Consider the following 12,748-nt stretch of genomic DNA (forward strand, 5'->3'; position numbering starts at 1 on the left):
GCGCCGACGATGATCAGTTCCTGAAATACAACTCGTCCAGTTGGCGTCGGCGGATCGACAGATACTCGTCCCAAACCTTGGGGAAATCCTCGTCGCGGGTCAGCGGGAAGGTCAGATAAATGTGCATGCCCACCACGCTGATGTACTGCCGTTCACGCTTGAACGCCGGCTGTTCGTAATGCGAGATGCTCTCGTCGTAGGCGTGATGGTAGTGATAGATGCTCGCTCGATGGGGCGCGATCATGCCCCGCGCAAAGTCGATCACCCAGCAATGATTAATCGCTGCACTCAAGTAGCCGTACACACCGTCGCTTGAGAGCCGAATGCACGAACTGGCCTGAGTGCCATCCTCATCGTTGACCAGAATGATCTGGTCAGCGAAGTACTTAATAGTCCTGTCGTCCGGCCCTTGTAGAAACAAGCCCCAGCCCTCCGCCCCCATGCGGAACTCGCCCCGGTTTTCAAAAGTGGCCGTCCAGCCGTTGGCGAGGGTGATCTGACGTTTATTCATGGGGTTTCCAATTCTTCGGGTTAGAGCGTTTCGAACTCGAGGGTACAACCGTGGCTTTTCAGTCTTTCAAGTTCCTGCTCGAACGAGTACTTCGGGAGATCTGCGTTTTCTCTGTCGTAGATTACCCGGAGCAATCTGAACAGCGCCCCGATGGTTTGTTGACTGGTTTCATCGAGGTCGGCGATCAGGTCATAACCCCCTGCGCAGAGAAACGCGTTCTTTTTGCGCAGGATGTAGTAGGCCGTGATGTTGCACAGCAAACCTTCCGCATCGACGTAGTTCTGATCGAGGCTCGTAACGTACTCCTCAAACAGCCGGGTCAGCTGTTGTTGCGCTGAATCCTGATGCTTCAGCACCGCGCACATTCCTTGCCAGTTGCCTATATGCAAGTGATCGCCCCAGTCACAGCCTCGGGCAAAGTAGATCCCGTTGCCTTTGAAGAAATCCGCGATTTCATGGTGATCTAAAGCGTGTTGGAAAGTGGCCGTCACTGACGTGTGTCCTGCTTGGGCTGATTGAGTGCGATGCTGCCTGAGTGTTCAGTTTCCCGGAGTCTAAAGACTCATGTCTGCTTCGATGCTTTCTTCGTAATTCGAAAGTTTCTGCATGATGTTTTTGTCGTTCGAATACTTTTGCATTAGCTGCGTCAGACGCTTGTCTGTGCCATTGCAGTAGTGGTTGATGGCGCTGGTGACCTGACTGAGGCTGTCTGGATCTGCTGGGTCAGGCTCGGGGATTTCTCCTCTTAGCGAATCGCAGGTGTCCCTGTCTTTTGTGAAGCTGGAGACGTCAGATGGCAGCGGATTGGTGGGATCGGCTGCTTGAGAGAAAGCGGGGAATGTCAGTGCGAGAATCAGAAAGCAGGGCGCAGCGGTATCCATTCTGATGCTCATCGTTAGGTGCCAGCTGATCATGAGGCTTTGCCCCCGCTAGAGTTAAGGAACTTCAACATCACGGCCGATGAATGTCATCAAAATCATCGGCTTTTGGAGAGGCATGAATACCCTTGGCTTCTTGAGCGCGGTAATAAGCTTCAATCGTCAAGGAACGATCAATTCGCGCTTTCACGATGCAGGGCTGCGATTGCCATGGATATTCCTCGAGCTGTTTGCTCAGCGTTTTGAGGCCACCTGCAATCCATCCCCGGCGCGCCTGGTCTCTCCATCGCCGAGGATTACGACCGGTATTGGCATCGTGAATTACGGTTGTTGGGTCGAGATGACGGCTCTGTTCCAGCACTGGCAAGTCAGGTAGAGGTTGCGTGATATCCATGTAGCGTTGCAGGCAATCCCAAAAGGCCAAGGCATTATTTCGATCGAGCCCTAACGCGTGAAGTTTGACGGCGAGACAGATCTTGTTATCGGTGTAGCGGTGATGCAACCACAGGGCGTAGTCATGAGAACCGTAACCACTTGGCAAGAGCTGCAAGACAGGATCGAACTCTTCAAAAGGCGCAACGAACATTCGCCGGAAACGTCTTTTAAACCTCAGCATGCCATCCGTTCGGTTGAACTCACTGCCGTCGTAGATACTGATTTTGCTATGCAAAAAGAGCAGGACGTCGATACCGATTGCACCCATGAAATAAAGGCTGGCGCCTATCCACAATGTCCGATGAAGGTCACTGTTTCCCCAAAGTGCATTTTCTTTCCAATAGACAATGGCTGAGAGAATAAAAAAGCAAGATAGCTGGATGCGATGGACAGTTTTTTTTCCATCCATAAATAAGGCCAGCGCAAAAAACGCGATGGCTACGGTGACTAGTGATGAACACAGTACCAAAAACGCTTCAACATCATTTCTCAAATTTTCAGGTAACAAAGCAACGCTTATGCCCGTTCCCCATGCAATCGTAGCGAAGGGGTGGCACATGAGTTTACTGACGAAAAGAAAATGCGGGATTTTACTCGAGTTCTGAAAACGCCAGCTCCTTGCGTCGCAGTAAACCTCTTCTTTATATCCCCGTTCTTTCTGATGCTGAAGTATGTTGGCCTCGTCGGCTTGCAACTGAGTGGTGACCTCCATCTCCGGCTCTAAGTAAGCATAATTTCCGAATGCAAGATGAGTATCGAAGCCGCCAGAGCGGTTGTTGTCTTCAGCCCACTTTGGAGGAGGGAGGGGAGCTTTAGAGTCGCTATGGTAGGCCGTTGATGGGGGGCGAGGTTCGACACTGGCATTCATACAAGCATCCTGGCTTTGGTTGTCCGATTTCTACTGGTTTTCTGTTTTGGTGTTTTTCGCTATCTACTTTGGTACTCAGCCCGAGGGTGAAAGCGATCCTTTGCGGCTGTCGGACAAGTTCATGCCTTAACCTTTTTGTTTCAGGTAGCTGGGATGTAGCACTTCGGGTTGAGCCTTTGTTGATGAAGGTGGACTCAGGTATTCCGGTTGCCGAAGACAGTCATGTGATTTGTGCTTCTAGTTCCGCCTCACGCTTGGCAAGAGCTATTTCCAACTCTGGCGAGCGCTTGGCCCACTGCTCGGGTGGCAGCGGTTTCGACCATTCGATGATGTCGGGGTAGAGCAGGTCCGGTGGGTAAGACAGTTTCAGGTTCTGCAACTTTTCCGCGAAATAGGTTCCCAGAAACGTGATGCAGAATATCCCCCATGCAACACCTATCAGGTCTCCCTTACGCAGATCAATGATGAGCGAACCGATTTGCGATTTTTCGTAGGGGGTAATACCCACTCGACTATGGGGTACGGCGTCCGGCCCTACCTCCATGTAACTGCGGGTGCACTCCCACAAGGCCATGGCCGTGGTGCCACCGCCACAGTTGAAACCGAATGAAAAATGTTTGTTGTCTTCTTCGGCCTGCGGGTCTGGGTTCTCGAAGCCGATGATCAACAAGCCCATGGTGGCTTTACCAGCCTGGCTCACCGAGGAATGTTGCGTTGCTGCCGCCGTGACGCTTTCCCAAGGCACCAGCCAATATTCACCATTTTCTCGCGGTACACATACTTCACGACGTTGCCGATTGAAGCGCACGGGTAGGGGGACATCGCGGAATAGGCCCTGAACAATAAAGAGTGCGGGTACTCCAATGATGATTCCTCCTACAATCAAGATCATTGCAGGCTTGGGGGTGATGTACGCCATCAGCGCTAGTACCACCACCATCGGCCAGATCACCATCACTGCCGAACCGATGCTGTAGTTGCCGATGTCGAGAAAAGCCTCGTTTTTTCGCCAGATGGTGTTAAGCACATCACAGGGTTTTTCACCCGTGGGGATGGGCAACGGCGCCAAATAATCGTTGCGCGAAAAAAACCGTTTTTTTGTGGTGCCTGCCGGTGGCGTACTCATGTGCTTCCTTGGGTTGTAAGTCCCGCTACTCATCATCAAGCTAATGCTTGATCCGTCTGGGCGGCTAATTCGGCTTCACGCTTGGCGATAGCTTCTTCCAGTTCTGAGGAACGCTTGGCCCACTGCTCGGGTGGCAGGGGGTTTGACCATTCGATGATGTCGGGGTAGAGCAGGTCGGGTGGGTAAGACAGTTTCAGGTTCTGCAACTTTTCCGCGAAATAGGTTCCCAGAATCGTGATGCAGAATATCCCCCATGCAACACCTATCAGGTCTCCCTTAAGCAGATCGATGATGAGCGAACCAATTTGCGATTTTTCGTAGGGGGTAATACCTACTCGGCTATTGGGTACGGCGTCCGGTCCTATCTCCATGTAGCTGCGCATGCACTCCCACAAGGCCATGGCCGTGGTGCCGCCGCCACAGTTGAAACCGAATGAAAAATGTTTGTTGTCTTCTTCGGCGTGCGGGTCTGGGTTCTCAAAGCCGATGATCAACAAGCCCATGGTGGCTTTACCAGCCTGGCTAACCGAGGAATGTTGCGTTGCTGCCGCCGTGACGCTTTCCCAGGGCACTAGCCAGTATTCGCCATTCTCTCGAGGCACACATACTTCACGACGTTGCCGATTGAAGCGCACGGGCAAGGGGACATCGCGGAGCAGGCCCTGAACAATAAAGAGCGCGGGTACACCAATAATGATTCCTCCTCCCACAAGAATAAATACACTGAGATCAGGGGAGATATTTCTAAACGCAAAGGCAAGCCCCAGAAAGAGCATCATCGTCGGCCACATCACCATCACCGCCGAGCCAATGCTGTAATTACCAATGTCGAGAAACACCTCGTTTTTACGCCAGATGGTGTTAAGTACATCACAGGGTTTTTCACCCGTAGGGATGGGCAACGGCGCCAAATAATCGTTGCGCGAAAACAACCGTTTTTTTGTGGTGCCTGCCGGTGGCGTACTCATGTGCTTCCTTGGGTTGTAAGTCCCGCTACTCATCATCAAGCTAATGCTTGATCTGTCTGGGCGGCTAATTCGGCTTCACGCTTGGCGATAGCTTCTTCCAATTCAGAGGAACGCTTGGCCCATCGTTCGGGTGGCAGCGGTTTTGACCATTCGATGATGTCTGGATAGAGGAGGTCAGGAGGAGGAGAGAGCTTCCATACCTGCAACATCATTGCGAGTGGTCCGCCCAAGAATATGGCTCCGATAATCAGCCACAAGGCTTTATCAATTTCCAGGGCTCTCATGTGCTGAATAATGCCGCCCATGTATTCACAACAAACGCCCCAAAATACATTTCTGCCGCGTAACTTTTCTCGACCCCTTTCAAAGTCATTGGTGATCGGTAACGCTTCTGGCCCAATCTCCATGTAGCTGCGCATGCACTCCCACAAGGCCATGGCCGTGGTGCCACCGCCACAGTTGAATCCGAATGAAAAATGTTTGTTGTCTTCTTTGGCCTGCGGGTCAGGGTTCTCAAAGCCGATGATCAACAAGCCCATGGTGGCTTTACCAGCCTGGCTCACCGAGGAATGTTGTGTTGCTGCTGCCGTGACGCTTTCCCAAGGCACCAACCAATATTCGCCATTCTCCCGCGGTACACATACTTCACGACGTTGCCGATTGAAGCGCACGGGTAAGGGGACATCGCGGAATAAGGCTTGGATCAAAATCCAAATAGGGATGGCCAAAATAGCGGCACCCAAATACAAAATATCCTCGCTGAAATCAGAGTTGAGATTTCGAGTAAAGAAAGACATTGCTAAAAACACCATCACGCCCGGCCACATCACCATCACTGCTGAACCGATGCTGTAATTGCCAATGTCGAGAAATACGTCGTTCTTTCGCCAGATGGTGTTAAGCACATCGCAAGGTTTCTCGCCAGTAGGGATGGGCAGCGGCGCTAAATAGTCGTTGCGCGAAAACAACCGTTTTTTTGTGGTGCCTGCCGGTGGCGTACTCATCTGCTTCCCTTGGCTTTATAAGTCCCGCGAATCATCAAGCTAATGCTTGATCTGTCTGGGCGGCCAATTCGGCTTCACGCTTGGCGATAGCTTCTTCCAGTTCTGAGGAACGCTTGGCCCACTGCTCGGACGGCAGTGGTTTTGACCATTCCACGATGTCGGGGTAGGTGAGTTCGGGCGGGTGGGAAAGCTTCAAGTCCTGCAATTTCTCTGCGACATAGGTTCCTAGAATCGTGATGCAGAATATTCCCCATAAGACATTCAGCAGGTCTCCCTTGCGTAAGTCAGTGATGATTGAACCGATCTGTGTTTCTTCGTACGGAGCAACACCCACTCGGCTATCAGGCATAGCGCCCGGCCCGATTTCCATGTAGCTGCGGGTGCACTCCCACAACGCCATGGCCGTCGTACCGCCGCCACAGTTGAAGCTCAGTGAAAAATGTTTGTTGTCTTCTGTTGCCTGCGGGTCAGGGTTCTCAAAACCAATGATTAACAAGCCCATGGTTGCCCTACCTGCTTGGCTTACCGAGGAGTGCTGCGTCGCCGCAGCGGTTACGTTCTCCCACGGGACTATCCAATATTCGCCCCCCTCTCGCGGAACACATACCTCGCGGCGTTGACGGTTAAAGCGAATAGGTAAAGGTACTGCGCGAAAAAGTCCTTGAATCAAAAACAGAGTCGGGATGCCTGTAATGCAGGCCCCCAAGATTAAGGCGTCCGGATCGTCAAAAAAATAAGCTAATGCTAAAAACAGTATCACCACCGGCCAGATCACCATCACTGCCGAACCGACGCTGTAACTACCGATATCTAAAAAAACCTCGTTTTTGCGCCAGATGGTATTGAGTACGTCCTGCGGTTTTGCTCCGGTGGGGATGGGCAATGGCGCCAGATAATCATTTCGTGAAAATATCCGTTGCTTTGTGGTGCCTGCCGGTGGCGTACTCATGTGCTGCCCTTGGGTTGTAAGTCCTGCTTCTCATCATCAAGCTAATGCTTGATCTGTCTGGACGGCTAATTCGGCTTCACGCTTGGCGATAGCTTCTTCCAGTTCTGGGGAACGCTTGGCCCACTGCTCGGGCGGCAGGGGTTTTGACCATTCGATGATGTCTGGATAGAGCAGGTCAGGAGGAGGAGAGAGCTTCCATACCTGCAACATCATTGCGAGTGGGCCTCCCAAAAATATGGCTCCGATAATCAGCCACAAGGCTTTATCAATTTCCAGGGCTCGCATGTGCTGAATAATGCCGCCTACGTATTCACAACAAACGCCCCAAAATACATTTCTGCCGCGTAACTTTTCCCGACCCCTTTCAAAGTCATTGGTGATCGGTAACGCTTCTGGCCCAATCTCCATGTAGCTGCGCATGCACTCCCACAAGGCCATGGCCGTGGTGCCACCGCCACAGTTGAATCCGAATGAAAAATGTTTGTTGTCTTCTTTGGCCTTCGGGTCAGGGTTCTCAAAGCCGATGATCAACAAGCCCATGGTGGCTTTACCGGCCTGGCTCACCGAGGAATGTTGCGTCGCTGCCGCCGTGACGCTTTCCCAGGGCACCAGCCAATATTCGCCATTTTCTCGCGGCACACATACTTCACGACGTTGCCGATTAAAGCGCACGGGCAAGGGGACCTCGCGAAATAAGCTCCGGATCAAGATAAAAATAGGGATTGTCATAATAGCCGCCCCCAAAAACAAAACGTCCTGGCTAAAGTCAGAGTTGAGATTTCGAGTAAAGAAAGACATTGCTAAAAACACCATCACGCCCGGCCACATCACCATCACTGCTGAACCGATGCTGTAATTGCCAATGTCGAGAAATACGTCGTTCTTTCGCCAGATGGTGTTAAGCACATCGCAAGGTTTCTCGCCAGTAGGGATGGGCAGCGGCGCTAAATAGTCGTTGCGCGAAAACAACCGTTTTTTTGTGGTGCCTGCCGGTGGCGTACTCATTTCTGTTCCTTGGGTTGCAGGTAAATCGACTCGGGTTTCTGATCGCCGAGCGCGTAGCTTGGCACACGATCCAGCTCAGGTGTCGGATCATCCCGCAGGGCAATTACCCCGGTGTTATCACTCAGGGTAAAGGCTACCCCACGTGCACCACCGACAAAATTTTCGCCGCCCAGCATCGCGATCAATGGCGTGCGATATCGCAATCGTAAAGACACCGTGCTCGGCAGTGTACTAAAGACGTTCGAGACGGGCTGGAACGCTCCACTTAGGCGCAAGCCCTGACCCTCTTGGAAAGGTATCCATTTGCAGGTGCTGGTCTTCAGCCAGAGCATTGCCAGATCTCGCCACGGACGCGGTGGTTTGTAGGCGGAGTACGGGCTGTTTTTGATCAGGTCGCGTGACGCCTGAGTATCGACCGGATCGCCGGCCATGCTCAGTTCGAGGTAGGCACTGTCAGGCTCGGCTCCCGGCAAGTCGATGGTCAGCGAGATGATTTCGCTTTGCGAGGCCAGTCCAGAAGGGCCACTGGAACTGACCATCACAGAGCGGCTTTCCATGCTTACTCGAGGTGTGTACAGAATGCCGTATAGCAGATTGAGTTCGTCTTGCTGAGCCTTTGCCGCGATAGGATCAAGATTGCCTGCCCGCTCCTTTGACCAGCAACAGAAGTTGAGGAAGTTTTGCATCGGCGTCTGCTGAAAAAACCAGGTGATCAGGTACAGCGCTCCCAAAATGAAAATGACCCAATTCAGCGGGCCCATGCACAACGAATAACGCATGATGGCGGCTTCGACTTCGATCAAGCCGGCCAAGGCTCTCGCCGTCTGGCCGAAACCTAGTAGGGCTTGGGCGCCATAAGCGGTGATTTGCCCCGTCACCACGGCCTGACGCATCTTTAGCCACGGATCAATATGCGTTTGTGCGCTCTCTAGCTGTGTTTTCAGGGATTTGAACTCTGCAAATGCAGCTCCTGCAGACAACCCACCAATCACCCCTCCTAACAAGGTTAGGGTTGGGGCGTTTCCGACCCATCCGTCAGGCATTCTGAGTGAAAAGGTCTTAATCCCAAGTCCCTTACGCACCTGACTATCAATCACCGCCACCAGCGCCGCCGCCGCGTACAATGACGCCGAAACAGTGTCGTTCACCCGCTGATTGTCCATTCCCTCCAGCTTCCCAGCCTGGCTCAAATAGTTACTCGCATTGAACGTATTCAGCAGCAATGCCGCGAGTGGTACGACCCCGCCACTGCTGGTTACGAAGCTGGAATTGGTAATACCTGCCACGCGGCCGGCACCAATGGCTTTTCCGGTGGTATTAGCCCATTGCGTCAGCCCTTCGGCACTTTGACCCAGCAACTTCCATACCTGTCGGCCAGCTTCGCTCACAGCTTGTAAACGCACATCGCTGCCCAAGCGAGCAGCAACCAATATGCCGAGCCAGGCGCTACTGAAAGTCTTCGCGCCTTTGAGTAGCAGCAGCGAAGCCGCCATACGATTGACCAGCACGCTCCATGCACTTTTAGCGTCACGGGCCATGGAGGCGATGTCATCCAGAATCGGTGCAGTCAGTGGTGCAAGTGCCTGACGGGTCGCGGTGACGTTATCGGATTCGAGCGCTGCCATTAGCTCGCCCAAACGGGTTGTGTTGTTAATACCCGCATCGATCGAAGGCGCCCAAGCGCGGAACAGTTGCGTCAGTGCACCGCCATCGGCCGCTCGCACATAGTCGGCATATTGCTCGGCGCCCTTCGCACGAATGCACTGGGCGGTCAGGCAACCAGTGGCCATTTCGCTCAACCAGTTCCGCGTTTCCAGGTCGTTGTAGTCGACAAACCAGGTGCCATTGTCTGAGCGTTTGAGGTACGAGCCTCGATCCTCAAACAGTACTGTATGTCGCTGTTCAATCTGCTTGAAATGCGTGGGGGCGGTGGTGTCGAGCCAGGTGTTCATCGCCTCAAGATCGATGTACTTACTCACCTTGGCACTGAGGAAGTCGTCGTCGAGGTTGGCCTGTTTTTCGGCACGGTACTCGCGCACCACGTATTCCGCTTCGTTGTACAAATCTGCCGGAATGAAGGCCCGCACAGGTGCCACGATTTCGGCAATACGCGCATCACGCGCAGTGGCTTCAGTTCGACTTGGCTGGCCGCCGTATCGACGTGCCTGGGTTTCTGCCCTGAGTTGATCATCCAGTTTGTGCTGAGCATCGAGTATGGTCCGGCCTTGATCAGGCGTGAGCTTGATGTCTCGGTCCTTGTAGCGGTAACTGAGTGTGCCAGCCAACTCGGCTCCGTCTTCGGTGATCAAGCTGCGAATGAATCCGCCGATGCTCAAGCGCAGGTTGTTATCACCGACCCATTTTTCATGGCCCGCTTCGACCAATTCCTGCTCATGGTTGATATCGCGTAACACCCCCAAGTCATCATCCAGCGCAGCAAACACCGCATAAAGCGGCGCCGACTCACTCTTGGCCTTATCCAGCCAGGCTTGAGTGGGTGCCACTTCCCAGGGTGTAGCGCTCCAGGTCCCGGGCTCTTCCGCTGGTTTCCCCGGTGGCTGTGCACTGGCTGCCTGTTCGCGTTCGTGGAGGGACTGCGAGCTGGCGGAGTAAGCTTTGATGTTTTCCTGAGTAGGAGCGGCTTTTGCCACTTTGCGTTGTTCTTTGACGTCTTCACGCTGGGCCGCACCGTTCTGCTGATAATCATGCGCAAGGGCTTGATCACGTACCTTGGGCATCAGCTCGGCGATAAGTGTCGGGGCTTTTTCGAGCGGTGGGCAGTGTTTGGCTGTCAGGCTCTTGGCGACTTCGGTGAGTGCTACCTGACGCATGCGTTTGCGTCGTTCGCCGTTCTTTTTCAGGCTCTCACAGGCGTCTTTGCTCAGCGGTCTTTCGCTGTAGAGCATCCAGGCGTCGGTGCTTTTGTTCAGGGCGATACCGGCTTTTTCGCCTGTGGCGATTTCGGCGTGGGGTTGGGTGAGCGACTGCTCGACCAGCAGGCCATCTGCGCCTACGCCGTAGCGTTTCAAGGGACCTTCGGCGTGCCACAGGTAGACATAACCTGCGCGCAGGCGACGCAGTGCCATCGGGTGGCTTTTGGTCGGGCTGGGAGGATTGAAGTCAGCATGTTCGGCGGCCTGTTCGGCCTTCGCGTAGCGTGCGGGAACAATGAAAATTTCCGGGTGTTTGGCCGGGCAGGTGGTACCTGGGCTCGACAGTTCCTCGTCGCCGAACTGGCATTGTGCAGCCTGATCAGCGGCGGCCAGATTGCGGTTTTTATCGAGCGGTTGGGCAGTCATGCAAAAGACTCCTTGTCAGTTAGCAGCCAATGGCGATGCAGTTCTACCAACAAGGCATCCAGGCGTTGTGTGGCGTTAAGCGTGGGTTCTTGCAGAATCTCGCGGTAGGCCTGATGTTCAGGTGCTCGCGGAAACTCGGTGCCATGCTCGGCAACCAGTGCCGACCAGCGCGCCACTTCCTTGGGCGCCGAGTAACCGTGGCTGGCGGCGCCTTCGCGGCAGAGCACTGCCCATTGCTGTTGCTCCGTGGACGAGCGCTGGGCCAGGCAATCAGGGAAGTAGGTGTTGACGTGCTCCAGCAGCTGTTGATCAAACAGCTCCAGCTTGCCTTGATTGAGCTGTTGCAACTGTTGCTCATCGAGGTATAGCCACGGTCGCTCGGCATATTGCTGGGCACTTTGGCGATCTTGCTTACGAACGATCCACTGTTCTTGCTCACCCTCTCGGGCCGGCAGACGCACGCGGCGGATCGGTCCCATCAAGTGATCTTTTTCAGCTGGACTCAGGGGCGGCAACCAATGGCGCATGACTCGCGGGTCGTAGTATCGAAACAGCATTGACGCATCACCGGGCACCCGTACATGGATCAGGCTGCGCAGATGTTCAGTCAATTGCTGAATGGGCGCATCACTTTCGATGATCAGGCCAGCGTCGTTTTGCCAGTCCTCAGTGAAGGCTTTTTCGAGTGCGGTGTTGGCGCGCAAGACGACCAGCGCAGGGCCGACATCAAACACCTCTTGCAAGGGGGTTGAGTGGTAAAGCCATTCGACAATCGGGTTTTCATCCAGGCTGTATACACGGGCCGGAAGGTTTTCGATCTTTGCTCCATCCAGAAGCAGATAAAGTGTGGTACCGGGGATCATTTCATCGCCTTCAGTTTTTCGCATATCTCGCAGACTGGCTGAGCCGTTGTGGCTGCTCGTTGCAGGGTTTGACGTAAAGCAGGCACCAACAACTGCCCGGCCTTATCTGCATCCGCCTGCTTCAACGGCCCCGGCAACAGCGGCGCCGCTCCCGTGCCACTGCCCGGGCCACCACCGGAGTTGATATTGATCACCGGCCCGCTCATGGTCACTCCGCCGGCATCAATCTTGATGAAGCTGCCACCGCCGATCAGGGTCAGTTCGGCGCCGGCTTCCATCACGACTTTCATGCCGCTGCTCAGGTGAATTTCCTGCCCGGCATCAATGAACTGCCCAGTGCCAATCTTGACGTGCTGATTCACCCCCACCGTCAGGTGATCATTGGCCTGCGCTTCAACCTTGCGGTCTTCATAAACCGTGTGGTGTTCTTCGGCCTTGAATTCCGTGTAGCTGTTCTTCTCGACCGTATCGTGACGTTCATTACCGACCCGAATCTTCTGGTCGTGCTCGATGTTTTCATCCCAGTCGCGCTGGGCATGCAGGTAGATCTGTTCCTGACCTTTCTTGTCTTCGATGCGCAGTTCGTTGTAACCGCCATCGCCCATGGAGCTCAGGGTTTTGAACGTCGTGCGCGTCTTGTTCGCCGGCAGCGCATAGGGAACGGTGTTTTCCTTGTGGTACAGGCAGCCGCTGATCAGCGGTTGGTCGGGGTCGCCTTCGAGGAAAGTCACGAGGACTTCCATACCGATGCGCGGGATGGCGATACCGCCGTACTGGGCGCCGGCCCAGGCGCTGGAGACGCGCAGCCAGCAGCTGGTCTTGTCGTCGGCCTGGCCTTCGCG

12 protein-coding genes are annotated in these 12,748 nt (G+C 54.1%); all 12 read right to left on the reverse strand.

From position 1 onward, the window contains the following. Positions 1–13: 13 nt before the first annotated feature. Positions 14–511 carry a hypothetical protein gene (locus tag AC3WMT_RS23835; protein WP_103305841.1) on the reverse strand — a complete coding sequence of 166 codons (498 nt, stop codon included), beginning with the start codon at positions 509–511 and terminating at the stop codon, positions 14–16. A 20-nt stretch (positions 512–531) separates the two neighbouring features. After that, on the reverse strand, positions 532–1,002 hold the full coding sequence (locus AC3WMT_RS23840; protein ID WP_103305842.1) for a hypothetical protein: 471 nt from the start codon (positions 1,000–1,002) through the stop codon (positions 532–534). Positions 1,003–1,065: 63 nt separating this feature from the next. Beyond that, complete coding sequence (locus tag AC3WMT_RS23845; protein WP_256583573.1) at positions 1,066–1,392, reverse strand: hypothetical protein; 327 nt, start codon at positions 1,390–1,392, stop codon at positions 1,066–1,068. Between the two features lie 70 nt (positions 1,393–1,462). Then, the gene (locus tag AC3WMT_RS23850; RefSeq protein ID WP_103305853.1) at positions 1,463–2,092 is read right to left on the reverse strand and encodes a hypothetical protein; all 630 of its coding nucleotides are present in this window, start codon (positions 2,090–2,092) and stop codon (positions 1,463–1,465) included. 820 nt (positions 2,093–2,912) lie between these two features. Continuing rightward, positions 2,913–3,818, reverse strand: coding sequence for a hypothetical protein (locus AC3WMT_RS23855; protein WP_103305844.1), 906 nt, complete (start codon positions 3,816–3,818; stop codon positions 2,913–2,915). A gap of 35 nt (positions 3,819–3,853) precedes the next feature. Next, the gene (locus tag AC3WMT_RS23860; RefSeq protein WP_103305845.1) at positions 3,854–4,786 is read right to left on the reverse strand and encodes a hypothetical protein; all 933 of its coding nucleotides are present in this window, start codon (positions 4,784–4,786) and stop codon (positions 3,854–3,856) included. Positions 4,787–4,821: 35 nt separating this feature from the next. Further along, on the reverse strand, positions 4,822–5,790 hold the full coding sequence (locus AC3WMT_RS23865; RefSeq protein ID WP_103305846.1) for a hypothetical protein: 969 nt from the start codon (positions 5,788–5,790) through the stop codon (positions 4,822–4,824). A 34-nt stretch (positions 5,791–5,824) separates the two neighbouring features. Then, complete coding sequence (locus AC3WMT_RS23870) at positions 5,825–6,739, reverse strand: hypothetical protein (protein ID WP_103305847.1); 915 nt, start codon at positions 6,737–6,739, stop codon at positions 5,825–5,827. A gap of 36 nt (positions 6,740–6,775) precedes the next feature. Further along, on the reverse strand, positions 6,776–7,744 hold the full coding sequence (locus AC3WMT_RS23875) for a DUF6708 domain-containing protein (RefSeq protein ID WP_103305848.1): 969 nt from the start codon (positions 7,742–7,744) through the stop codon (positions 6,776–6,778). After that, positions 7,741–11,043 (reverse strand): toxin VasX, encoded by a 3,303-nt coding sequence (locus AC3WMT_RS23880; protein WP_103305849.1) that lies wholly within the window; start codon positions 11,041–11,043, stop codon positions 7,741–7,743. The genes AC3WMT_RS23875 and AC3WMT_RS23880 overlap by 4 nt, the downstream gene beginning before the upstream one ends. Then, a complete protein-coding gene (locus AC3WMT_RS23885) occupies positions 11,040–11,906 on the reverse strand; it encodes a DUF4123 domain-containing protein (protein ID WP_158249179.1) in 867 nt (288 codons plus the stop codon). Before AC3WMT_RS23885 ends, AC3WMT_RS23880 begins: the two co-directional genes overlap by 4 nt. Then, the coding region (locus AC3WMT_RS23890) for a type VI secretion system Vgr family protein (RefSeq protein ID WP_492577977.1) at positions 11,903–12,748 on the reverse strand (846 nt) is incomplete at its 5' end. The genes AC3WMT_RS23890 and AC3WMT_RS23885, both read right to left, overlap by 4 nt.

The organism is Pseudomonas sp. FW305-7 (assembly GCF_058786735.1).

What these genes read in the sequence shown, in the direction of transcription:
- AC3WMT_RS23870 (WP_103305847.1), bottom strand. Translation starts at nt 6,739, where the DNA reads ATGAGTACGCCACCGGCAGGCACCACAAAGCAACGGATATTTTCACGA.
- AC3WMT_RS23845 (WP_256583573.1), bottom strand. Translation starts at nt 1,392, where the DNA reads ATGGATACCGCTGCGCCCTGCTTTCTGATTCTCGCACTGACATTCCCC.
- AC3WMT_RS23835 (WP_103305841.1), bottom strand. Translation starts at nt 511, where the DNA reads ATGAATAAACGTCAGATCACCCTCGCCAACGGCTGGACGGCCACTTTT.
- AC3WMT_RS23880 (WP_103305849.1), bottom strand. Translation starts at nt 11,043, where the DNA reads ATGACTGCCCAACCGCTCGATAAAAACCGCAATCTGGCCGCCGCTGAT.
- AC3WMT_RS23860 (WP_103305845.1), bottom strand. Translation starts at nt 4,786, where the DNA reads ATGAGTACGCCACCGGCAGGCACCACAAAAAAACGGTTGTTTTCGCGC.
- AC3WMT_RS23885 (WP_158249179.1), bottom strand. Translation starts at nt 11,906, where the DNA reads ATGATCCCCGGTACCACACTTTATCTGCTTCTGGATGGAGCAAAGATC.
- AC3WMT_RS23875 (WP_103305848.1), bottom strand. Translation starts at nt 7,744, where the DNA reads ATGAGTACGCCACCGGCAGGCACCACAAAAAAACGGTTGTTTTCGCGC.
- AC3WMT_RS23865 (WP_103305846.1), bottom strand. Translation starts at nt 5,790, where the DNA reads ATGAGTACGCCACCGGCAGGCACCACAAAAAAACGGTTGTTTTCGCGC.
- AC3WMT_RS23850 (WP_103305853.1), bottom strand. Translation starts at nt 2,092, where the DNA reads ATGGGTGCAATCGGTATCGACGTCCTGCTCTTTTTGCATAGCAAAATC.
- AC3WMT_RS23855 (WP_103305844.1), bottom strand. Translation starts at nt 3,818, where the DNA reads ATGAGTACGCCACCGGCAGGCACCACAAAAAAACGGTTTTTTTCGCGC.